General features: G+C 40.8%; 19 protein-coding genes, 1 tRNA gene and 1 other RNA gene. 17 read left to right on the top strand and 4 right to left on the bottom strand.

The genetic code is table 11. The annotated features are described in order from the left end of the window. The first annotated feature begins 1 nt into the window (after position 1). From FBF73_RS04015 to FBF73_RS04005, 3 genes are all read left to right on the top strand, one after another. Positions 2–637 (top strand): SGNH/GDSL hydrolase family protein, encoded by a 636-nt coding sequence (locus FBF73_RS04015; RefSeq protein ID WP_049544438.1) that lies wholly within the window; start codon positions 2–4, stop codon positions 635–637. Positions 638–698: 61 nt separating this feature from the next. Continuing rightward, positions 699–1,046: a transfer-messenger RNA gene (ssrA, locus tag FBF73_RS04010) on the top strand. A 305-nt stretch (positions 1,047–1,351) separates the two neighbouring features. Further along, positions 1,352–2,686, top strand: a complete 1,335-nt coding sequence (locus tag FBF73_RS04005) for an Nramp family divalent metal transporter (protein WP_000094601.1) — start codon at positions 1,352–1,354, stop codon at positions 2,684–2,686. A gap of 78 nt (positions 2,687–2,764) precedes the next feature. Here FBF73_RS04005 and FBF73_RS04000 read toward each other — a convergent pair. Continuing rightward, positions 2,765–2,852, bottom strand: a tRNA-Ser gene (locus tag FBF73_RS04000). 161 nt (positions 2,853–3,013) lie between these two features. Between FBF73_RS04000 and FBF73_RS03995 the strand changes: the two genes are divergently transcribed. The 4 genes from FBF73_RS03995 to FBF73_RS03980 all read left to right on the top strand — a co-directional run bounded on the left by FBF73_RS03995 (position 3,014) and on the right by FBF73_RS03980 (position 9,000). Beyond that, positions 3,014–3,754 (top strand): DeoR/GlpR family DNA-binding transcription regulator, encoded by a 741-nt coding sequence (locus FBF73_RS03995; protein WP_000920654.1) that lies wholly within the window; start codon positions 3,014–3,016, stop codon positions 3,752–3,754. Continuing rightward, entirely contained in the window at positions 3,751–4,662 is a 912-nt protein-coding gene (gene pfkB, locus FBF73_RS03990; RefSeq protein ID WP_136937048.1) for a 1-phosphofructokinase, read from the top strand. Before FBF73_RS03995 ends, pfkB begins: the two co-directional genes overlap by 4 nt. Further along, positions 4,659–6,611, top strand: a complete 1,953-nt coding sequence (locus FBF73_RS03985) for a PTS fructose transporter subunit IIABC (RefSeq protein ID WP_136937047.1) — start codon at positions 4,659–4,661, stop codon at positions 6,609–6,611. Before pfkB ends, FBF73_RS03985 begins: the two co-directional genes overlap by 4 nt. Positions 6,612–6,696: 85 nt before the next feature. Then, positions 6,697–9,000, top strand: a complete 2,304-nt coding sequence (locus FBF73_RS03980; protein WP_136937046.1) for a DNA translocase FtsK — start codon at positions 6,697–6,699, stop codon at positions 8,998–9,000. A 44-nt stretch (positions 9,001–9,044) separates the two neighbouring features. On the opposite strand, the gene FBF73_RS03975 is transcribed toward FBF73_RS03980, so the two are convergent. Next, a complete protein-coding gene (locus FBF73_RS03975; RefSeq protein WP_124788540.1) occupies positions 9,045–9,473 on the bottom strand; it encodes a DUF6556 family protein in 429 nt (142 codons plus the stop codon). Between the two features lie 138 nt (positions 9,474–9,611). On the opposite strand from FBF73_RS03975, the gene FBF73_RS03970 reads away from it, so the two are divergent. The 10 genes from FBF73_RS03970 to FBF73_RS03925 all read left to right on the top strand — a co-directional run bounded on the left by FBF73_RS03970 (position 9,612) and on the right by FBF73_RS03925 (position 19,537). Then, entirely contained in the window at positions 9,612–10,754 is a 1,143-nt protein-coding gene (locus tag FBF73_RS03970; RefSeq protein ID WP_124788541.1) for a cysteine desulfurase family protein, read from the top strand. An 8-nt stretch (positions 10,755–10,762) separates the two neighbouring features. After that, on the top strand, positions 10,763–11,977 hold the full coding sequence (gene thiI / locus FBF73_RS03965) for a tRNA uracil 4-sulfurtransferase ThiI (protein ID WP_136937045.1): 1,215 nt from the start codon (positions 10,763–10,765) through the stop codon (positions 11,975–11,977). 136 nt (positions 11,978–12,113) lie between these two features. After that, positions 12,114–12,938 (top strand): alpha/beta hydrolase, encoded by an 825-nt coding sequence (locus FBF73_RS03960; RefSeq protein ID WP_136937044.1) that lies wholly within the window; start codon positions 12,114–12,116, stop codon positions 12,936–12,938. Between the two features lie 20 nt (positions 12,939–12,958). Beyond that, on the top strand, positions 12,959–13,699 hold the full coding sequence (locus tag FBF73_RS03955) for an esterase family protein (RefSeq protein WP_136937043.1): 741 nt from the start codon (positions 12,959–12,961) through the stop codon (positions 13,697–13,699). A 12-nt stretch (positions 13,700–13,711) separates the two neighbouring features. Next, on the top strand, positions 13,712–14,875 hold the full coding sequence (locus tag FBF73_RS03950) for an ATP-grasp domain-containing protein (protein WP_136937042.1): 1,164 nt from the start codon (positions 13,712–13,714) through the stop codon (positions 14,873–14,875). A gap of 158 nt (positions 14,876–15,033) precedes the next feature. Beyond that, complete coding sequence (gene gla / locus FBF73_RS03945; RefSeq protein WP_049486741.1) at positions 15,034–15,939, top strand: aquaglyceroporin Gla; 906 nt, start codon at positions 15,034–15,036, stop codon at positions 15,937–15,939. A gap of 124 nt (positions 15,940–16,063) precedes the next feature. Beyond that, entirely contained in the window at positions 16,064–16,789 is a 726-nt protein-coding gene (locus tag FBF73_RS03940) for a CppA N-terminal domain-containing protein (RefSeq protein WP_136937041.1), read from the top strand. Further along, the gene (locus FBF73_RS03935; protein WP_136937040.1) at positions 16,786–17,721 is read left to right on the top strand and encodes a serine hydrolase domain-containing protein; all 936 of its coding nucleotides are present in this window, start codon (positions 16,786–16,788) and stop codon (positions 17,719–17,721) included. Before FBF73_RS03940 ends, FBF73_RS03935 begins: the two co-directional genes overlap by 4 nt. A gap of 8 nt (positions 17,722–17,729) precedes the next feature. Then, the gene (locus FBF73_RS03930; protein WP_136937039.1) at positions 17,730–18,626 is read left to right on the top strand and encodes a DMT family transporter; all 897 of its coding nucleotides are present in this window, start codon (positions 17,730–17,732) and stop codon (positions 18,624–18,626) included. Between the two features lie 152 nt (positions 18,627–18,778). Further along, positions 18,779–19,537, top strand: a complete 759-nt coding sequence (locus tag FBF73_RS03925; RefSeq protein ID WP_136937038.1) for a CPBP family intramembrane glutamic endopeptidase — start codon at positions 18,779–18,781, stop codon at positions 19,535–19,537. A gap of 52 nt (positions 19,538–19,589) precedes the next feature. Here FBF73_RS03925 and FBF73_RS03920 read toward each other — a convergent pair whose 3' ends face one another. Both FBF73_RS03920 and rsmG read right to left on the bottom strand, forming a co-directional pair. Next, positions 19,590–20,873 carry a uracil-xanthine permease family protein gene (locus FBF73_RS03920; protein ID WP_169435169.1) on the bottom strand — a complete coding sequence of 428 codons (1,284 nt, stop codon included), beginning with the start codon at positions 20,871–20,873 and terminating at the stop codon, positions 19,590–19,592. 203 nt (positions 20,874–21,076) lie between these two features. Further along, on the bottom strand, positions 21,077–21,790 hold the full coding sequence (gene rsmG / locus FBF73_RS03915; protein ID WP_136937036.1) for a 16S rRNA (guanine(527)-N(7))-methyltransferase RsmG: 714 nt from the start codon (positions 21,788–21,790) through the stop codon (positions 21,077–21,079). Positions 21,791–21,868: the final 78 nt, after the last annotated feature.

The following is a 21,868-nucleotide window of genomic DNA, read 5'->3' as shown; positions in this document are numbered from 1 at the left end:
AGTGGCAGTACAGTTATTAGAAAATTGGTTACTAAAGGAACAAGAAAAAATCCAAACCAAGTATCGTCACTTAAATCAGGTTTCTGTTGTAGAACCAGACATTCTTTTTATTGGGGATTCCATTGTCGAATATTATCCTCTGCAGGAACTATTTGGGACTTCGAAGACGATTGTCAATCGAGGCATTCGAGGGTATCAGACAGGGCTGTTACTAGAGAATCTAGATGCGCATCTTTACGGTGGAGTAGTAGATAAAATTGTCCTTTTGATTGGGACAAATGATATCGGAAAAGATGTGCCTGTGAATGAGGCTCTCAATAATCTTGAAGCTATTATTCAAACTATTGCTCGCGATTATCCATTGACAGAGATGAAATTGCTTTCTATTTTGCCAGTCAATGAGGGAGAGGAGTACAAGCAGACAGTCTATATCCGCACGAATGAAAAAATTCAGAAATGGAATCAAGCCTATAAAGAACTTGCTTCTGCCTATATGCAGGTAGAATTTGCGCCAGTTTTTGATAGTTTGATAGACCAAGAAGGTCAACTCAAAAAAGATTATACAACTGATGGGTTGCACCTTAGTGTTACTGGTTATCAGGTTTTGACCAAAGCTTTGAAAGACTATCTTGTGTAGTTAGTTGATTTCCTTTTTGCATTTTTGAGTTAGATAAGGTATAATGGTTTTATTGTCTTTTGGGGTCGTTACGGATTCGACAGGCATTATGAGGCATATTTTGCGACTCGTGTGGCGACGTAAACGCTCAGTTAAATATAACTGCAAAAAATAACACTTCTTACGCTCTAGCTGCCTAAAAACCAGCAGGCGTGACCTGATTTGGATTGCTCGTGTTCAATGACAGGTCTTATTATTAGCGAGATACGATCAAGTCTTGTCTAGCGGCTTGATAAGAGATTGATAGACTCGCGGTTTCTAGGCTTGAGTTATGTGTCGAGGGACTGTTAAACGAATACATAACCTATGGTTGTAGACAAATATGTTAGCAGATGTTTGGACGTGGGTTCGACTCCCACCGGCTCCATTGATAATTTACATTGTTTTGTAAATCTTTCTAAAACGTTGTTTTTACAACGTTTTTTATTTTATTCTTTGGTATTCTTTTGCAAAAAAAGGATACAACATTTTGTTGTATCCTAAATATTAAATCAAGTCCTGAATTTTCTTAAGTTTTTATCATATTTTCTGTTATAATTAAGGTGCCTTAAGAAAAATAATGAAAAAACTAAATGTTTTTCATATAGTTTTCATTGTTTTAATAGTTTAAAGTCAATCTTATTTTTCTCTAATAGAAAATAATGAAAAAGTAGGTTTAGAAAGAGGTAAGTATCTATGTCTTCTCATAAAAAAGTGTCACTCTCTGAGATTAATCAATCTATCGATACTCCAAATAACAATCATTTCTGGCAAAATTTAAATGCCTTTTTAGGTCCGGGTGCTCTTGTCGCAGTTGGTTATATGGATCCAGGAAACTGGATTACCAGTGTAGTCGGTGGTGCTTCCTATAAGTATAGTCTCTTGTTTGTTATCTTGATTTCATCTCTCATTGCCATGCAACTTCAGCAGATGGCAGGAAAGCTTGGTATTGTAACCCAGATGGACCTGGCTCAAGCAACGGCTCATCATTCACCTAAATGGCTTCGTTATAGTCTATGGGTGATTTTAGAATTAGCCTTGATGGCGACAGATCTGGCAGAAGTTCTAGGTTCAGCGATTGCTCTCAATCTTCTCTTTAAGATTCCGATTATGATAGCAATTCTCTTGACCGTGTTGGATGTTTTTCTCTTATTGCTTCTGATGAAATTTGGCTTTAAGAAGATTGAAGCTATTGTGACAACACTGATTTTAACCATTCTAGCAATTTTTACCTATCTGGTAGCTTTGTCACATCCAAGCTTCCAAGGAATCGTTGAGGGTTATCTACCGAATGCAACCTTATTTGAAAGTCCCTTGCCAGGGCATGAAAGTCAATTAACCTTGGCACTAGGGATCGTGGGAGCAACGGTTATGCCCCATAACCTCTATTTGCATTCTTCCTTGTCACAAACTCGGAAAATCAATCACAAGGACAAGAATGATGTTCGAAAAGCCGTGCGCTTTATGACCTGGGATTCAAATCTCCAATTATCCTTGGCCTTTGTGGTTAACTCCCTTCTATTAATTCTCGGGGCGGCTCTCTTTTTCGGCCATGCATCTGAGATTTCTGCCTTCTCTCAAATGTATAATGCCTTGCAGGATTCTACTATTGCAGGAGCTATAGCTAGCTCGACCTTATCAACCTTGTTTGCCTTGGCTTTATTAGCCAGTGGTCAAAATTCGACAATTACGGGTACCTTGACTGGACAAATCGTTATGGAAGGTTTCTTGCATATGAGATTACCTCAATGGTTCATTCGTTTGGCAACTCGTCTCTTTGCCTTGTTGCCTGTCATGATTGTAGCGGTTCTGTTTGGTCATCAGGAAAAAACATTAGATCAGTTATTGGTTTATTCACAAGTCTTTCTTTCGATTGCTCTTCCATTTTCAATCTTCCCACTGATTTATCTAACTTCTAAGAAATCACTGATGGGAGAATTTACCAATGCCAAATGGAATACCATCCTTGGCTATATCGTTTCCATTATCTTAACAATTCTCAATGTGAAATTGTTATTTGATATTTTCTAAGAAATTCACCCGAGTTATAAAACAAGCATATAAGAAAAAAGATACCCAAGATTTCTTGGGTATCTTTTTTAAAATAAACGGAAGACATGGGATTCGAACCCACGCACGCTGTTACACGCCTACCGCGTTTCCAACACGGCCTCTTAAGCCTCTTGAGTAATCTTCCAATACTTACTCAAATAGTCTACCATAAAGGCCCTTATCTTGCAATAAAAATTCTAGAAATAAGGAAAATGATAGATTTTGAAAGAAAATGATAAAAAATGCTTGACTTTTAAATAAAGTGTGATAGAATGAATAGTGTAAACGATAACAGGAGGTGATTCGGTGTTAAAAACAGAGCGGAAGCAACTGATTTTAGAGGAGTTAAATCAACATCATGTAGTTTCTCTAGAAAAATTAGTTAGTTTGCTAGAGACCTCAGAATCAACGGTTCGAAGAGATTTGGATGAGTTGGAAGCGGAAAACAAGCTTCGTCGCGTACATGGTGGAGCAGAATTGCCTCACTCTTTGCAGGAAGAAGAAACCATTCAAGAAAAATCTGTCAAAAACCTTCAAGAGAAGAAGTTGCTGGCTCAGAAAGCAGCCTCTCTCATCAAGGAACAAGATGTCATCTTTATCGATGCTGGAACAACAACTGCTTTTTTGATTCATGAATTGGTCAATAAGAATGTTACAGTCGTGACCAACTCGATTCACCATGCCGCACAGTTGGTTGAAAAGCAGATTCCAACTGTCATGGTTGGAGGAAGTGTCAAGATGGCAACAGATGCTAGCATCGGGGGCGTTGCTCTTAACCAGATTAACCAATTGCACTTTGATCGTGCCTTTATCGGGATGAATGGTGTGGACGATGGCTATTATACAACTCCTGATATGGAAGAGGGTGCTGTGAAGCGCGCTATTTTAGAGAATGCCAAACAGACCTATGTCTTGGTTGATTCGTCAAAAATTGGACAAACTTGCTTTGCCAAGGTAGCACCACTCAAACGAGCTATTGTTATCACAAGTCAAGGGCATGAGCTCTTGCAGGCTATTAAGGAGAAAACGGAGGTAATAGAAGTATGATTTATACAGTCACACTCAATCCATCCATTGACTATATCGTTCGTTTGGACCAAGTCCAAGTCGGTAGTGTCAATCGAATGGATAGTGATGATAAGTTTGCTGGAGGGAAAGGAATCAATGTCAGTCGTGTCTTGAAACGCTTGGATATTCCAAATACAGCGACTGGATTTATCGGAGGTTTTACTGGTAAATTTATCACAGATACTTTGGCTGATGAAGCAATCGAGACACGTTTTGTCCAAGTAGCAGAGGATACTCGTATCAATGTTAAAATCAAAGCGGACCAAGAAACAGAAATTAACGGAACGGGTCCAACTGTTGAACTAGCTCAGCTTAAAGAGTTGAAAGCTATTTTGTCTAGTTTGACAGCAGAAGATACAGTTGTCTTTGCGGGTTCAAGTGCTAAAAATCTAGGCAATGTTATCTACAAGGATTTAATTGCCTTGACACGTCAGAATGGTGCGCAAGTGGTTTGTGACTTTGAAGGTCAGACCTTGATTGATAGTTTGGATTATCAGCCGCTTTTGGTCAAACCAAACAATCATGAACTTGGAGCGATTTTTGGGGTTAAACTCGAAAGTTTAGATGAAATTGAGAAATACGCTCGTGAGTTACTGGCTAAAGGTGCTCAAAACGTCATTATCTCTATGGCTGGCGACGGTGCCCTTCTGGTAACATCTGAGGGAGCTTACTTTGCTAAACCAATCAAGGGAACAGTCAAAAATTCAGTTGGTGCTGGTGACTCTATGGTCGCTGGATTTACAGGTGAATTTGTCAAATCAAAAGATGCAGTAGAAGCATTCAAATGGGGGGTAGCTTGTGGAACGGCAACGACCTTCTCGGATGACTTGGCAACGGCGGAATTTATTAAAGAAACATATGAAAAAGTTGAGGTAGAAAAAAGATGAAAATTCAAGACCTATTGAGAAAAGATGTCATGTTGCTAGATTTACAAGCAACTGAAAAAACTGCTGTCATCGAAGAGATGATTAAAAGCTTGGTAGATCACGGTTATGTGACAGATTTTGAAACATTTAAAGAAGGTATTTTGGCGCGTGAAGCTTTGACTTCTACTGGTTTAGGAGACGGAATCGCTATGCCTCACAGCAAAAACGCTGCTGTTAAAGAAGCGACAGTTCTCTTTGCTAAGTCAAATAAGGGTGTTGATTATGAGAGCTTGGATGGGCAAGCAACTGACCTCTTCTTTATGATTGCAGCTCCAGAAGGTGCCAATGATACTCACTTAGCAGCCTTGGCAGAATTGTCTCAATACTTGATGAAAGACGGTTTTGCTGACAGACTCCGTCAAGCAACATCAGCTGATCAAGTCATTGAGCTTTTTGACCAAGCTTCAGAAAAAACTGAGGAACCTGTTCAAGCGCCTGCCAACGACTCTGATGACTTTATCGTAGCTGTTACAGCTTGTACGACAGGTATTGCCCACACTTACATGGCCCAAGAAGCCCTTCAAAAAGTAGCTGCTGAAATGGGTGTTGGGATCAAGGTTGAAACTAATGGTGCTAGCGGTGTTGGAAATCAACTAACTGCAGAAGATATCCGCAAGGCTAAAGCTGTTATCATCGCAGCAGACAAGGCCGTTGAAATGGATCGTTTCGATGGGAAATCATTGATCAATCGTCCAGTAGCTGACGGTATCCGTAAGACAGAAGAATTGATTAACTTGGCTCTATCAGGAGATGCAGAAGTTTATCGTGCTGCTAATGGAGCAAAAGCTGCAACCGCAAGCAATGAAAAACAAAGCCTTGGTGGTGCCTTCTACAAACACTTGATGAGTGGTGTATCTCAAATGTTGCCATTCGTTATCGGTGGTGGTATCATGATTGCTCTTGCCTTCTTGATTGACGGTGCTTTAGGTGTGCCGAATGAAAATCTTGGCAATCTTGGTTCTTACCATGAGCTAGCTTCTATGTTCATGAAAATTGGTGGAGCTGCCTTTGGTTTGATGCTTCCAGTCTTTGCAGGTTATGTTGCCTACTCTATCGCTGAAAAACCAGGTTTGGTAGCAGGTTTCGTGGCTGGTGCCATTGCCAAAGAAGGTTTTGCCTTTGGTAAAATCCCTTATGCAGCAGGTGGTGAAGCAACTTCAACTCTTGCAGGTGTCTCATCTGGTTTCCTAGGTGCTCTTGTGGGTGGGTTTATCGCAGGTGCCTTGGTTCTTGCTATCAAGAAATACGTCAAAGTTCCTCGTTCACTTGAAGGTGCTAAATCAATCCTTCTCTTGCCACTTCTTGGAACAATCTTGACTGGATTTGTCATGCTAGCTGTTAACATCCCGATGGCAGCAATCAACACTGCTATGAATGATTTCCTTGGCGGTCTTGGAGGAGGTTCAGCTGTCCTTCTTGGTATCGTTCTTGGTGGAATGATGGCTGTTGACATGGGTGGACCAGTTAACAAAGCGGCCTATGTCTTTGGTACAGGTACGCTTGCAGCGACTGTTTCTTCAGGTGGTTCTGTAGCCATGGCAGCAGTTATGGCTGGAGGAATGGTTCCACCACTTGCTATTTTTGTAGCAACTCTTCTCTTTAAAGACAAATTTACTAAGGAAGAACGCAACTCTGGTTTGACCAACATTATCATGGGCTTGTCATTTATCACTGAGGGAGCGATTCCATTTGGTGCCGCTGACCCAGCTCGTGCTATCCCAAGCTTCATCCTTGGTTCAGCAGTAGCAGGTGGCCTCGTTGGTCTTACTGGTATCAAACTCATGGCACCACACGGAGGAATCTTCGTCATCGCCCTTACTTCAAATGCTCTTCTTTACCTCGTTTCTGTCTTAGTAGGAGCAATTGTAAGTGGTGTGGTTTATGGTTACCTACGCAAACCCCAAGCATAAAAAATAGAAAAATGAAAAGATTGTACCGTTTAGTGCAGTCTTTTTCTCTTTCCGAAATGTCTGTCAAATATGGTATAATAGAAGAATGGCAAACAAGAATACAAGTAAAACGAGACGGAGACCGTCTAAAGCAGAACTCGAAAGAAAAGAAGCGATTCAACGAATGTTGATTTCGTTGGGAATAGCGCTTTTATTGATTTTTGCAGCCTTCAAATTAGGGTCTGCAGGTATCACTCTTTACAATTTAATTCGCTTGCTGGTGGGTAGCCTAGCTTATCTAGCTATATTTGGCCTCTTAATCTATCTCTTCTTTTTCAAGTGGATCCGAAAACAGGAAGGTCTTCTATCTGGCTTTTTCACTATATTTGCAGGCTTGCTCCTGATTTTTGAGGCCTACTTGGTTTGGAAATATGGCTTGGACAAGTCAGTTCTAAAAGGAACCATGGCTCAGGTTGTGACTGATTTGACTGGTTTTCGAACGACCAGTTTTGCTGGAGGAGGCTTGATTGGTGTTGCCCTCTATGTGCCAACAGCCTTTCTCTTTTCAAATATCGGTACTTACTTTATTGGTGCTATCTTGATTTTAGTGGGTGCTCTCCTAGTTAGTCCTTGGTCTGTTTACGATATTGCTGAATTTTTCAGTAGAGGCTTTGCCAAATGGCGGGAAGGGCATGAGCGTCGAAAAGAGGAACGCTTTGTCAAACAAGAAGAAAAAGCTCGTCAAAAGGCTGAGGAAGAGGCTAGATTAGAAAAAGAAGCAGCTGAGAAAGCTTTGCTCAATCTTCCTCCTGTTGATATGGAAACAGGTGAAATTCTGACAGAAGATGTTGTGCTTGATGTTCCACCGGTTCCAGAAGAAGAGTGGGTAGAACCAGAGATCATCTTGCCTCAAGCTGAACTTGAATTTCCTGAACAAGAAGAAACCTTGGATGATGAAGATGTTCAGGTCGATTTTTCAGCCAAGGAGGCCCTTGAATACAAACTTCCAAGCTTACAACTTTTTGCCCCTGATAAACCAAAAGACCAGTCTAAAGAGAAGAAAATTGTCCGAGAAAATATCAAAATCCTAGAAGAAACTTTTGCTAGTTTTGGTATCAAGGTAACAGTTGAACGGGCTGAAATTGGACCATCAGTGACCAAGTATGAAGTCAAGCCGGCCGTTGGTGTAAGGGTTAACCGCATTTCCAATCTCGCAGATGACCTCGCTCTAGCCTTGGCGGCTAAGGATGTCCGAATCGAAGCACCTATCCCAGGGAAATCTTTAGTGGGGATTGAAGTACCTAACTCTGAGATTGCGACAGTTTCTTTCCGTGAACTATGGGAACAATCTCAAACGAAAGCAGAAAATCTCTTGGAAATTCCTTTAGGGAAGGCTGTTAATGGAACCGCAAGAGCTTTTGACCTTTCTAAAATGCCCCACTTGCTAGTCGCAGGTTCAACAGGCTCAGGGAAGTCAGTAGCTGTTAATGGCATTATCGCTAGCATCCTCATGAAGGCGAGACCCGATCAAGTTAAATTTATGATGGTCGATCCCAAGATGGTTGAGTTGTCTGTTTACAATGATATTCCCCACCTCTTGATTCCAGTCGTGACCAATCCACGTAAGGCCAGCAAGGCTTTGCAAAAGGTCGTGGATGAAATGGAAAATCGTTATGAACTCTTTGCCAAGGTGGGAGTTCGGAATATTGCAGGCTTTAATGCAAAGGTAGAAGAGTTCAATGCCCAGTCTGAGTACAAGCAGGTTCCGTTACCGCTCATTGTCGTGATTGTGGATGAGTTGGCTGACCTCATGATGGTTGCCAGCAAGGAAGTGGAAGATGCCATCATTCGTCTTGGGCAGAAGGCGCGTGCTGCCGGTATCCACATGATTCTTGCAACCCAACGTCCATCCGTTGATGTCATCTCTGGTCTGATCAAGGCCAATGTCCCATCTCGAGTGGCTTTTGCGGTATCATCAGGTACAGACTCGCGCACCATCTTGGATGAAAATGGAGCAGAAAAACTGCTTGGTCGAGGTGACATGCTCTTTAAACCGATTGATGAAAACCACCCAGTTCGTCTCCAAGGATCCTTTATATCGGATGACGATGTCGAACGCATCGTAAACTTCATCAAGGCTCAGGCAGATGCGGACTACGATGAGAGCTTTGATCCGGGTGAGGTTTCTGAGAATGAAGGAGAATTTTCAGATGGTGATTCTGGTGGAGATCCGCTCTTTGAAGAAGCCAAGGCTTTGGTAATCGAAACGCAGAAAGCCAGCGCATCTATGATTCAGCGTCGTTTGTCAGTTGGATTTAACCGTGCGACCCGTCTCATGGAAGAGCTTGAGATGTCAGGTGTCATTGGTCCAGCTGAAGGTACCAAACCAAGAAAAGTTTTACAACAATAAAAAAATAGCTTCTTTCCAAGTTTGGAAGGAGGCTATTTTAGTGATTATTGATTAGTTTTATTTTCCGAAGTTGGGGTATTGGACTGTTTTTCATTTTCAGTAGTAGGTTTACTTGTGGCAGATGTAGTAGAGTCTTGAGTTGCTGTTTTCTGCTCTTCTTTTTTCTCTTCCTTGACGCTAGCTTTTGGTGTTTCCTCTTGCTGTGTTTTTTCTTGAGAAGTGTTATTTTCTTTATTGGGACTAGTATTTTCCTGAGGGGATTCCTTTTGAATTTCTTTGACAATTGTTGTCGTCTGGCTTGTCGTAGGTTCTTTTTTAGTATTTTTGTTATTATCCAAGGCGTTCATGATAGTGATACTTGCGGTAATTAAGCCAAGGATACTACCGATAGTAGCAACGGTTTTTTGAAAGACTGTGAAGCCTTTTTTGATGTGTTCTGTTTTTGGTTTTGAAGTTCTACGATAATTAGACATACATTCTCTCCTTTAATTAAAGTTTATTATACCGCATTTCTTTAAAAAAATCTTAAAAAAAGAGGAATTGCCCTTTCTTGTCGCAAGCTCCGTTTCATGATACAATAGAAGGAGTGATTTTAGAAAGTGTGAGAAAACATGATTTACTTTGATAATTCGGCGACGACCAAGCCTTATCCTGAAGCTCTTGAAACCTATATGCAGGTGGCTTCAAAAATTTTAGGAAACCCATCTAGTCTCCATCGTTTGGGAGACCAAGCAACACGAATATTAGATGCTTCCCGCCAACAGATTGCAGATTTAATCGGTAAGAAAAGTGAGGAAATCTTCTTTACTTCTGGTGGAACAGAAGGGGATAACTGGGTCATCAAGGGTGTGGCCTTTGAAAAATCCCGGTTTGGAAAGCACATTATTGTATCAGCCATTGAACATCCGGCAGTCAAAGAGTCAGCCCTCTGGTTGAAATCTCAAGGATTTGAAGTAGATTTTGCTCCAGTTGATAACAAAGGATTTGTGGATGTTGAGGCACTAGCAGATTTGATAAGACCTGATACGACCCTCGTTTCCGTCATGGCTGTGAACAATGAAATCGGTTCTGTTCAGCCAATTGAGGCTATTTCAGAACTGTTAGCAGACAAGCCGACTATTTCCTTCCATGTTGATGCGGTTCAGGCACTTGCTAAGATTCCAACTGAAAAGTATCTGACAGAACGAGTGGATTTCGCGACCTTCTCTAGTCACAAGTTCCACGGAGTTCGTGGCGTTGGTTTTGTCTATATCAAGTCTGGCAAGAAGATTACTCCTCTTTTAACAGGTGGTGGCCAAGAGCGTGATTATCGTTCGACAACTGAAAATGTCGCAGGAATTGCAACGACAGCCAAGGCTCTCCGTTTATCTATGGAAAAGCTAGATATCTTTACTAGTAAGACAGGACAGATGAAGGCAGTGATTCGCCAAGCACTTCTGGACTATCCAGATATTTTTGTCTTTTCAGATGAGGAAGAATTTACCCCTCATATCCTGACTTTTGGAATTAAGGGTGTTCGTGGTGAAGTCATCGTCCACGCCTTTGAAGACTATGATATTTTTATCTCAACGACCTCTGCTTGTTCATCCAAGGCAGGAAAACCTGCAGGCACCTTAATTGCCATGGGAGTGGACAAGGATAAGGCCCAGTCAGCTGTGCGTCTTAGCCTAGACCTTGAAAATGATATGAGTCAGGTCGAGCAGTTTTTGACCAAGCTAAAATTAATTTATAATCAAACTAGAAAAGTAAGATAGGAGCATTTATGCAGTATTCAGAAATTATGATTCGCTACGGAGAATTGTCAACTAAACACAAAAATCGTATGCGTTTCATCAATAAACTTCGTAATAATATTTCAGACGTTTTGTCTATCTATCCCCAAGTTAAGGTAACCGCAGATCGCGATCGTGCCCACGCTTACCTCAATGGAGCTGATTACACCGCAGTAGCAGAATCCCTCAAAAAAGTATTTGGAATTCAAAACTTCTCTCCCGTTTATAAAGTCGAAAAGTCTGTGGAAGTTCTTAAGTCTGCTGTCCAAGAGATTATGAAAGAAACCTACAAGGAAGGGATGACCTTTAAAATCACTGGTAAGCGTAGCGACCACACCTTTGAACTTGATAGTCGTGAACTCAATCAAACTCTTGGTAGTGCTGTTTTCAAGGCTATTCCAAACGTGAAAGCTCAGATGAAAAATCCAGATATTAATCTTCAGGTTGAGATTCGTGAGGAAGCGGCTTATATTTCCTATGAAACCTTTCGTGGAGCAGGAGGATTACCTGTGGGAAGTTCTGGTAAAGGCATGCTCATGTTGTCAGGAGGAATTGATTCACCTGTGGCAGGTTATCTAGCTCTTAAACGAGGGGTAGATATTGAGGCGGTTCACTTTGCCAGCCCACCATATACTAGTCCAGGGGCTCTTAAAAAAGCCCAAGATTTAACCCGTAAATTGACCAAGTTTGGGGGCAATATCCAGTTTATCGAAGTGCCTTTCACAGAGATTCAAGAGGAAATCAAGGCTAAAGCACCAGAAGCCTACCTCATGACCTTGACACGCCGTTTTATGATGAGAATTACTGATCGTATCCGTGAGGTACGAAATGGTTTGGTTATCATCAATGGGGAAAGTCTTGGTCAAGTAGCTAGCCAGACCTTGGAAAGCATGCAGACTATCAATGCTGTGACCAGCACTCCAATCATTCGTCCTGTGGTTACTATGGATAAGTTGGAAATCATTGACATCGCTCAGGCAATCGATACCTTTGATATTTCTATTCAGCCTTTTGAAGACTGCTGTACGATTTTTGCACCTGATCGTCCTAAGACCAATCCTAAGATTAAAAATGCAGAGCAGTATGAAAAACGTATGGATGTTAAGGGCTTAGTTGAGCGAGCAGTAGCTGGAATCATGATTACTGAAATTACACCTCAAGTTGAAAAAGATGAAGTAGATGACTTGATTGATAATCTGCTCTAATTCAGAAAATCCAAAAGAATTTAGAAAAATAAATGAAAAAGTTAGTTTTTAATCCAAAAATGGAAGCAAAGCTAACTTTTTTTCTATAATTGTGATATAATGAGATAAAATTTTGAATATAGAGAGTTTTCTGACAATGAATCAATCCTACTTTTATTTAAAAATGAAAGAACACAAACTCAAGGTTCCTTACACTGGTAAGGAGCGCCGTGTACGTGTTCTTCTTCCTAAAGATTATGAGAAAGACACTGATCGTTCTTATCCTGTTGTTTACTTTCATGATGGGCAAAATGTCTTTTATAGTAAAGAATCTTTCATTGGTCACTCGTGGAAGATTATCCCAGCCATCAAGCGTAATCCTGATATCAGTCGCATGATTGTCGTTGCTATTGATAATGATGGTATGGGGCGGATGAATGAGTATGCGGCTTGGAAGTTCCAAGAATCTCCTATTCCGGGGCAGCAGTTTGGTGGTAAAGGTGTGGAGTATGCCGAGTTTGTCATGGATGTGGTCAAACCTTTTATCGATGAGACTTACCGTACCAAAGCTGACCGCCAGCATACGGCTATGATTGGTTCCTCACTAGGAGGCAATATTACCCAATTTATCGGTTTGGAATACCAAGACCAAATTGGTTGCCTAGGCGTCTTTTCATCTGCAAACTGGCTCCACCAAGAAGCATTTAACCGTTATATCGAGCGCCAAAAACTGTCGCCTGACCAGCGCATCTTCATCTATGTAGGAACAGAAGAAGCAGATGACACAGACAAGACCCTGATGGCTGGCAATATCAAACAAGCCTATATCGACTCGTCGCTTCGCTATTACCATGATTTGATTGCTGGGGGAGTTCATCTGGATAATCTTGTCTTGAAAGTTCAGTCTGGTGCTATTCATAGTGAAATCCCTTGGTCGGATAATTTACCAGACTGTCTGAGATTTTTTGCAGAGAAATGGTAAGCTAGAAAAGGAGAAAGCAAATGCATATTGAAGACCTTAGCCACTGGAGTAGTCACCTCAACCGTGAAATGTACCTCAACCGTTATGGACATGCTGGGATTCCAGTTGTGGTCTTTGCTTCATCAGGTGGTAGTCACAACGAATACTATGATTTTGGCATGATTGATGCCTGTGCTTCCTTTATCGAGGAAGGCCGTGTCCAGTTCTTTACCCTATCTAGTGTAGACAGTGAGAGCTGGTTGGCCACTTGGAAAAATGGTCACGATCAAGCAGAGATGCACCGTGCCTACGAACGCTATGTGATTGAGGAGGCCATTCCTTTTATCAAGCACAAGACAGGTTGGTTTGATGGCATGATGACGACGGGTTGCTCGATGGGCGCCTATCATGCTGTCAATTTCTTCCTCCAACATCCAGATGTCTTTACCAAAGTAATTGCTCTTAGTGGAGTTTACGATGCACGTTTCTTTGTCGGCGATTACTACAATGACGATGCTATTTACCAAAATTCTCCAGTAGATTATATCTGGAACCAGAACGACGGCTGGTTTATTGACCGTTATCGTCAGGCAGAGATTGTGCTTTGTACGGGTCTCGGTGCCTGGGAACAAGATGGCTTGCCATCCTTCTACAAGCTTAAAGAAGCCTTTGACCAGAAACAAATTCCAGCCTGGTTTGCTGAATGGGGACATGATGTCGCCCACGACTGGGAATGGTGGCGCAAACAAATGCCTTATTTCCTCGGCAATCTCTATTTATAAAAGGAGTTACCTATGAATTACCTTGTTATTTCTCCCTACTATCCCCAAAATTTTCAACAGTTTACCATTGAACTAGCTAATAAAGGCATCACAGTCTTGGGAATTGGTCAAGAGCCTTACGAGCAACTGGATGAGCACTTGCGCAATAGCTTAACCGAGTATTTCCGTGTAGATAATCTTGAAAATGTAGATGAAGTCAAGCGTGCAGTTGCTTTTCTCTTTTATAAACATGGGCCAATTGACCGCATCGAGTCTCATAATGAATATTGGCTTGAGCTGGATGCAACACTCAGAGAACAATTCAATGTCTTTGGTGCCAAACCAGAGGATCTCAAAAAGACGAAATTTAAGTCTGAAATGAAGAAACTCTTCAAAAAAGCAGGTGTCCCTGTGGTACCTGGAGCAGTTATCAAGACGGAAGCTGATGTTAATCAAGCTGTGAAAGAAATCGGTCTACCAATGATTGCCAAACCTGATAACGGAGTGGGAGCGGCCGCCACCTTTAAGCTTGAGACAGAGGACGATATCAATCACTTCAAGCAAGAATGGGACCATTCGACCGTTTATTTCTTTGAAAAATTTGTCACTTCCAGCGAAATCTGTACCTTTGACGGGCTCGTAGACAAGGATGGTAAGATTGTCTTTTCAACAACTTTTGACTACGCCTATACACCGCTTGATCTCATGATTTACAAGATGGACAATTCTTATTACGTTCTCAAGGATATGGAGACCAAACTTCGCAAGTATGGTGAAGCGATTGTTAAGGAATTTGGTATGAAAGAACGTTTCTTCCATATTGAGTTCTTCCGTGAGGAGGATGATTATATTGCCATCGAGTACAATAACCGCCCTGCAGGTGGTTTTACCATTGATGTTTATAATTTTGCCCATTCCTTGGACCTCTATCGTGGCTATGCGGCTATAGTCGCAGGAGAAGAGTTCCCAGCGTCAGAATTTGAACCTCAGTATTGTTTGGCTACATCACGTCGTGCAAATGCTCACTATGTCTATTCTGAGGAGGACTTGCTTGCCAAATATAGTCAGCAGTTCAAGGTTAAAAAAATCATGCCAGCGGCCTTCGCGGAACTTCAAGGAGATTACCTTTATATGCTGACAACTCCGAGTCGACAAGAAATGGAGCAGATGATTGCAGATTTCGGACAACGTCAATAATAGAATATGAAGACTTAACAAGCTTTATTTGTTAAGTCTTTTTAAATTTCCTGAATTAAAGCGTTTTCCCAGTTAATCTTTTAGAAAACCTGTTGCTAAAAGATATAAAAATTGATAGAATAAGGATTGTCTAAAAAATTTTAAGGAGAATCTATCAAATGGATTTCACATGGGCAATTAAATATGCCACTGAATTTTTGGCTACTGCTCTTTTGATCATTCTTGGAAATGGTGCAGTTGCCAACGTTGAACTTAAAGGTACGAAAGGTCACCAAAGTGGCTGGCTCGTTATCGCTGTTGGTTACGGTATGGGGGTTATGATCCCAGCCTTGATGTTTGGTAATGTATCTGGTAACCACATCAACCCAGCCTTCACTCTAGGTCTTGCAGTTAGCGGTCTTTTCCCATGGGCTCAAGTTGCACCTTACATCATTATGCAAGTGTTGGGAGCAATCTTCGGACAAGCATTAGTTGTTGCAACACATCGTCCATATTACTTGAAAACTGAAAATCCTAACAACATTTTGGGTACTTTCTCAACAATTTCAAGTTTGGATCAAGGTACAAAAGAATCACGCTTTGCAGCAACTGTTAACGGTTTTGTAAACGAGTTTATCGGTTCATTTGTTCTGTTCTTTGCAGCTCTTGGATTAACTAAAAACTTCTTTGGTGCTGAACTAGTATCAAAAGCACAAGCAGCTATTAATGCTCAAGTTACACAAGCAACTACTCAAGGTCAAACCATTCCTCAAGAACAAGTAACAGCAGCGCTTGACCAAGCTAAAGAACAAGTAGCTCCATTTATGACATCTGGTCTTGGAATTGCTCACTTGGCACTTGGATTCCTTGTTATGGCCTTGGTAACATCACTTGGTGGACCTACAGGGCCTGCCTTGAACCCAGCCCGTGACTTGGGACCACGTCTCCTTCATGCTTTCCTTCCAAAATCAGTTCTTGGTGAGCACAAAGGTGATTCAAAATGGTGGTATTCTTGGGTACCAGTAGTAGCACCTATCGCAGCAGCAATTGCGGCAGTAGCTATCTTCAAATTCCTTTACCTATAAGAAATTGAAACCGAGGAAATCCTCGGTTTTTTAGGTGAAATTTTTACGAAAAATAGGTAAATTTGAGCATAATATCTTGTAAAAAATTCTAAAATCCTTTAAAATAAAAGAGTTGGAGGAGTTTATGAATGTAAATCAGATTGTACGGATTATTCCTACTTTAAAAGTTAATAATAGAAAATTAAATGAAATATTTTATATAGAGACCCTTGGTATGAAGGCCTTGTTAGAAGAGTCAGCCTTTCTGTCACTAGGTGATCAAACAGGTCTAGAAAAGCTGGTTTTAGAAGAAGCTCCAAGTATGCGTACTCGTAAGGTGGAGGGAAGAAAAAAATTAGCTAGATTAATTGTCAAGGTGGAAAATCCCTTAGAAATTGAAGGACTCTTATCTAAAACAGATTCGATTCATAAATTATATAAGGGGCAGAATGGCTACGCTTTTGAAATTTACTCTCCAGAAGATGATTTGGTTTTGATTCATGCGGAAGATGATAGAGAAAGTCTAGGAGAAGTAGAAGAAAAGCCTGAATTTCAAACAGACTTGGAATTAATTTCTTTAAGTAAATTTGAGATTTCTATGGAATTACACCTCCCAACTGATGTCGAAAGTTTCTTGGAACTATCTGAAATTGGGACATCACTTGATTTTATCCCAGCACAGGGGCAGGATTTGACTGTAGACAATACGGTTACTTGGGACTTATCTATGCTTAAGTTCTTGGTCAATGAACTTGATATAGCAAGTCTTCGCAAGAAATTTGAGTCTACCGAATATTTTATTCCTAAGTCTGAAAAATTCTTCCTTGGTAAAGATCGAAATAATGTTGAATTGTGGTTTGAAGAAGTATGAAGTGGACCAAGATTATTAAAAAAATAGAAGAACAAATCGAGGCAGGGATTTATCCCGGAGCCTCTTTTGCATATTTTAAGGACAATCAATGGACGGAGTTCTATTTAGGCCAGAGTGACCCAGAGCATGGCTTGGAGACTGAGGCAGGTCTAGTTTATGACCTAGCCAGTGTCAGCAAGGTTGTTGGGGTTGGCACAGTTTGTACCTTTTTGTGGGAAAGAGGTCAATTAGATATTGACAGACCAGTAACCGATTTTTTACCTGAAAGTGCTTATCCAGATATTACTATTCGTCAGCTCTTAACTCACGCTACAGACCTTGATCCGTTTATTCCCAATCGTGATCTTTTAATAGCCTCAGAATTAAAGGAAGCGATGTTTCATCTCAACAGACGAAATCAGCCAGCCTTTCTTTATTCAGATGTCCATTTTTTGCTTTTGGGCTTTGTTTTGGAAAGAATCTTTAATCAAGACTTGGATTTGATTTTACAGGAGCAAGTTTTTAATCCTTGGGGAATGAATGAAACCCAGTTTGGGCCGGTTGAGCTTGCTGTTCCCACAGTCAGAGGTGTAGAGGCTGGTATGGTACATGATCCCAAAGCTCGTCTCCTGGGCAGACATGCAGGTAGTGCTGGTTTATTTTCGACTGTAAAGGATTTACAAATCTTTTTAGAACACTATTTAGCAGATGATTTTGCAAGAGACTTGAGTCAAAATTTTTCACCTTTGGATGACAAGGAACGTTCTTTAGCATGGAATTTAGAAGGAGATTGGCTAGACCATACGGGCTATACGGGTACCTTTATCATGTGGAATCGTCAGAAGAAAGAAGCGGCTATTTTCCTATCCAACCGTACCTATGAAAAGGATGAGAGAGCTCAGTGGATTGTAGACCGCAATCAAGTGATGGACTTGATTCGCAAAGAAGAGTAAGGAGAGACATGTCAAACGGTTTAAAAGGGACTCTATTAACAGTTGTGGCTGGTATTGCTTGGGGCTTGTCAGGAACGAGTGGCCAATACCTGATGGCACATGGAATTTCGTCTCTGGTTTTAACTAACTTACGACTTTTAATCGCTGGTGGGATTCTCATGGTCTTGGCTTATGCTACTGCAAAGGATAGAATGCTGGCCTTTTTAAAGGATAGAAAAAGTTTGCTGTCTCTTCTCATTTTTGCTCTGATTGGCCTCTTCCTCAATCAATTTGCCTATCTAACTGCTATTCAGGAGACCAATGCAGGTACCGCGACAGTGCTTCAGTATGTTTGTCCTGTCGGGATTTTGATTTATAGCTGTATCAAGGATAAGGTGGCGCCGACTCTGGCAGAGATTGTTTCTATCATATTAGCCATTGGAGGAACCTTCCTGATCGCCACTCATGGGCAGTTGGACCAGTTATCTATGACACCTGCAGGTCTGTTCTGGGGTCTCTTTTCTGCTCTGACTTACGCACTTTATATCATTTTGCCCATAGCCTTGATTAAGAAGTGGGGGAGTAGTTTGGTCATTGGTGTGGGAATGGTCATAGCAGGTTTTGTCGCCCTTCCTTTTACAGGAGTTCTACAGATTGCTATCCCAACTAGTCTTGATTTTCTTCTTGCATTTGCGGGTATTATCCTTATCGGGACTGTCTTTGCCTATACAGCCTTCTTAAAGGGAACCAGTCTGATAGGACCGGTTAAGTCAAGTTTGTTGGCTTCAATTGAGCCAATCTCTGCGGTTTTCTTTGCCTTCCTAATTATGAATGAACAATTTTATCCCATTGATTTTCTTGGCATGGCAATGATTTTAATTGCAGTAACTCTGATTTCTTTGAAAGATTTATTGTTAGAGAAATAAACAAAAAATGAAAGTAGATGATAACCACTCTTAAAGAGGGGTTATTTTTACTAATAAAAGCTTTTGAATCTAAATGAATTAATGAAATTTTATAAAAGTTTAAGCTTTTTTTCTTAAAATATTTATATAAGTATAGAATACCTGGAGAAAATATGAATATTTTTAAAAAAATACATCCATCTAAACCTCTAAAATACTTGAGATGGTTTGACATTGTGATTATTACGATCATAATGTTTGGTCAGTTTATAATTCGTTCAACCGAGCTATTTTTAGCAAATACGTTTCCAACGGGTGCATCAAGTACAGTAGGGACGGTTAGACAGGCTGCAAGCGAAGGTGCGGCTTATTCTAGTAATTTTATCCTGCAAACTATATTGCTGACTGTGACCTTACTCTATCTTTTGATTCGAAATTATGATTTTAAACAGCTTCCTATTCGCTGGAATTGGTCCATTATCTTTTGGGTTCCATTTATATTTGCTTTAGTGGGACTGTTTGGAGACTTGGTTACAACTCTCACTGGTGAATACAACTACTTTAATCCAGACCTTTTTGCCTATATAGATTTCACGCAAATAATAGGGAAGTTCTTAGCTCTCAGCCCGATAGTGATTGCCTATGCCTTGCTTAATGGATTTTATGAAGAGTTTTTCTTTCTAGGTTTGTTGACTTCAGTGAAGGAAAAACACAAGTGGTTGGTTTTGCTTTATTCTACTATTATTCGTATTTCCTTCCACACCTATCAAGGATTAGTATGGGCTTTGGTAATCGGTGTAGTTTATGGCTTATTCTATTATTTCTTATACAAATATAAAATTAAAAATCTCCTTCCATTCTTTTTCATGCATGCTTTAGCAGATATGTTTGGTTCTAGCCTGATCTATCTATTGGTTGCTTGGGGGACTTAAGAATTAGAAAAGTCCACTCAGTTGTCTGAGCGGACTTTTTGTGTCAAGACGTTTAGTCTTTATTTTCGTATGGCAAGATTAAGTTCAAGATGATTCCTGTCATGGCTGATAGGGCAGTACCTGAAAGGGTAACTGGACCAAGTTTAAGGATAGCTCCTCCAAGTCCAAGGACCAACATAGCACTTGCGATGATTAGGTTACGCATTTGACTGAAGTCTACACGTTCTTTGATCAAGACTTTCAAACCGTTGCTGGCGATAACCCCATAGAGAAGGATTGACATACCACCAAGAACAGCGTTTGGGATTGTAGAAATCAAGGCTGTAAATTTACCAAGGAAGCTAAGAGCAATCGCGATAAGGGCAGCGTTACGGATAACTGAGACAGAAGCGATACGAGTCATACCGATAACCCCTGTATTTTCTCCGTAAGTTGTATTTGCTGGTCCACCAAGGAAGGCAGAAACAGAAGTTGCGATACCGTCACCAAGAAGAGTACGGTGAAGACCTGGTTCTTTCAAGAATTGACGGCCACAGATTTGACCCAAAACAGTATGGTCCCCGATATGTTCAGAAATTGTTACGATAGCGATTGGCAAGATAGCGATAGTTTCTGGACCAAAGTAAAGATTGTATTCTTTAAAGGCACCACCTGTGCTAAATGGCAAGTAGAAACCAGGAATTTCAAACCAGTTAGCTTTAAGAACTGGTGTAAAGTCAACCAAGCCAAGAGTTAGTGCGAAGAGGTAACCACCGATAATGGCAAAGAGGAATGGAATGATTCGTAGGAAGCCTTTTCCTTTTGTATTGATAAAGGCAGCAATCAAGAAAGTAACAACTGCTACAAGAGCATTTTTCCAATTTCCATCAGCTACAAGACCAGCGTTGGTAACAGCTGAACTTGCAAGCCCAAGACCGATAACGATGATCATAGGTCCGATGATGATTGGTGGCAAGAGTTTATCAATCCATTTTGTACCTGCAAAACGAACACCAGCAGCGACAAGAACATAGATAAAACCTGTAAGGATAACCCCTGTTTGTGCAGCTGATACATCCCCTCCTAGCTCCTTCATAGCTAGCGACATAGCTGTGATAAAGGCGAATGATGATCCTAGATAAACTGGAACTCTAAAACCAGTTGCGATCATGTAGATGAGTGTTCCAACACCTGAAGCAAAAAGGGCAACAGATACAGGCATTCCCAAAATCAATGGTACCAAGATGGTCGCACCAAACATGGCGAAAACGTGTTGGAAACTAAGGAGAATTCCTTTTCCAGCCGAAGGACGTTGGTCAACGTCTAGTAACAAATCAACAGTTGATTCTTGTTTCATATAAACCTCACTTTTGGGCATCAAAAAAGAGCCCATTATTTTACAGCAATAGGCCCTCAGAGTAAGACTTCTCTAAAATCTAGACTTTAAAGAGTTTCAAGTATTTCTGCGTCTTCGTCACCTCACGGGATGACATTAAAAACCTTTGCTTGTGATAGTATAGCAGAAATTCCGAACTTTGTAAATATTTTTTACTAAAAAATTTAAAGCGGGCGTTTGTTGGGCATACCAGCCTTTCTTGGATATTTATTTGGTGTTTCTTTTTTCTTTTCCACCACTGTGATATAACGCGGATCTCCATTCGCTAGGGCGTAGCTGAGATTGTCTTCGACTTTACTGAAGAGGAGGTTGAGGGCATTCTTAGCTTCTAATAATTCTTCAGGCGCATTGCTAGCCTTGAGTGCCAATAGTTTTCCGCCAACTTTAAGGTAAGGAATTGTCAATTCAGACAAGACTTGCATGCGGGCTACAGCACGAGCTGTTACAAAATCATATTGAGCACGGAAGTTCTTGTCTTGGGCAAAATCTTCCGCACGCCCATGGTAGAAATGAACTCCGTCCAAATCCAGTTCTTGAGCCAACAGTTGGAGAAAGTTGATGCGCTTGTTGAGTGAATCAATGATGGTCACATCAAGCTTAGGATAGAGGATTTTCATTGGTAGACTAGGAAATCCCGCCCCAGCTCCAATATCCAGAAGTTTGATAGTTTCATTGGGAATCAAACCTTGAAGAATGGGTGCAATCGAATCGTAAAAATGTTTGAGATAAACTTCTTCCTTGTCCGTAATAGCTGTCAAATTAATCTTCTCATTCCACTCGACCAAGAGTTCAAAATAACGTTCAAATTGTTCTTTTTGCTGGTCCGAAAGTGGAAGATTCTGCTCGGCAAGCAAGTTGTAAAATGTTTCTGGTTTCATAGTTATTTCCTTCTTTAGTATCATCTTATTTTACCACAATCATTAAAAATTTGATATACTGGTACTAATCTAAAAGTA

Origin of the sequence: Streptococcus mitis (assembly GCF_005144795.1) — a bacterium.
Classification (GTDB): domain Bacteria; phylum Bacillota; class Bacilli; order Lactobacillales; family Streptococcaceae; genus Streptococcus; species Streptococcus mitis_BB.
The sequence above is the reverse complement of the archived record's forward strand: the minus strand, read 5'-3'. Positions and strand labels throughout refer to the sequence as shown.

Coding starts and splice junctions, on each gene's coding strand:
- FBF73_RS03975 (WP_124788540.1), bottom strand. CDS start 9,473: ATGTCTAATTATCGTAGAACTTCAAAACCAAAAACAGAACACATCAAA.
- FBF73_RS04005 (WP_000094601.1), top strand. CDS start 1,352: ATGTCTTCTCATAAAAAAGTGTCACTCTCTGAGATTAATCAATCTATC.
- gla (WP_049486741.1), top strand. CDS start 15,034: ATGGATTTCACATGGGCAATTAAATATGCCACTGAATTTTTGGCTACT.
- FBF73_RS03950 (WP_136937042.1), top strand. CDS start 13,712: ATGAATTACCTTGTTATTTCTCCCTACTATCCCCAAAATTTTCAACAG.
- FBF73_RS03940 (WP_136937041.1), top strand. CDS start 16,064: ATGAATGTAAATCAGATTGTACGGATTATTCCTACTTTAAAAGTTAAT.
- FBF73_RS03920 (WP_169435169.1), bottom strand. CDS start 20,873: ATGAAACAAGAATCAACTGTTGATTTGTTACTAGACGTTGACCAACGT.
- rsmG (WP_136937036.1), bottom strand. CDS start 21,790: ATGAAACCAGAAACATTTTACAACTTGCTTGCCGAGCAGAATCTTCCA.
- FBF73_RS03970 (WP_124788541.1), top strand. CDS start 9,612: ATGATTTACTTTGATAATTCGGCGACGACCAAGCCTTATCCTGAAGCT.
- FBF73_RS03935 (WP_136937040.1), top strand. CDS start 16,786: ATGAAGTGGACCAAGATTATTAAAAAAATAGAAGAACAAATCGAGGCA.
- FBF73_RS03930 (WP_136937039.1), top strand. CDS start 17,730: ATGTCAAACGGTTTAAAAGGGACTCTATTAACAGTTGTGGCTGGTATT.
- FBF73_RS03985 (WP_136937047.1), top strand. CDS start 4,659: ATGAAAATTCAAGACCTATTGAGAAAAGATGTCATGTTGCTAGATTTA.
- thiI (WP_136937045.1), top strand. CDS start 10,763: ATGCAGTATTCAGAAATTATGATTCGCTACGGAGAATTGTCAACTAAA.
- FBF73_RS03925 (WP_136937038.1), top strand. CDS start 18,779: ATGAATATTTTTAAAAAAATACATCCATCTAAACCTCTAAAATACTTG.
- FBF73_RS03955 (WP_136937043.1), top strand. CDS start 12,959: ATGCATATTGAAGACCTTAGCCACTGGAGTAGTCACCTCAACCGTGAA.
- FBF73_RS03980 (WP_136937046.1), top strand. CDS start 6,697: ATGGCAAACAAGAATACAAGTAAAACGAGACGGAGACCGTCTAAAGCA.
- pfkB (WP_136937048.1), top strand. CDS start 3,751: ATGATTTATACAGTCACACTCAATCCATCCATTGACTATATCGTTCGT.
- FBF73_RS03960 (WP_136937044.1), top strand. CDS start 12,114: ATGAATCAATCCTACTTTTATTTAAAAATGAAAGAACACAAACTCAAG.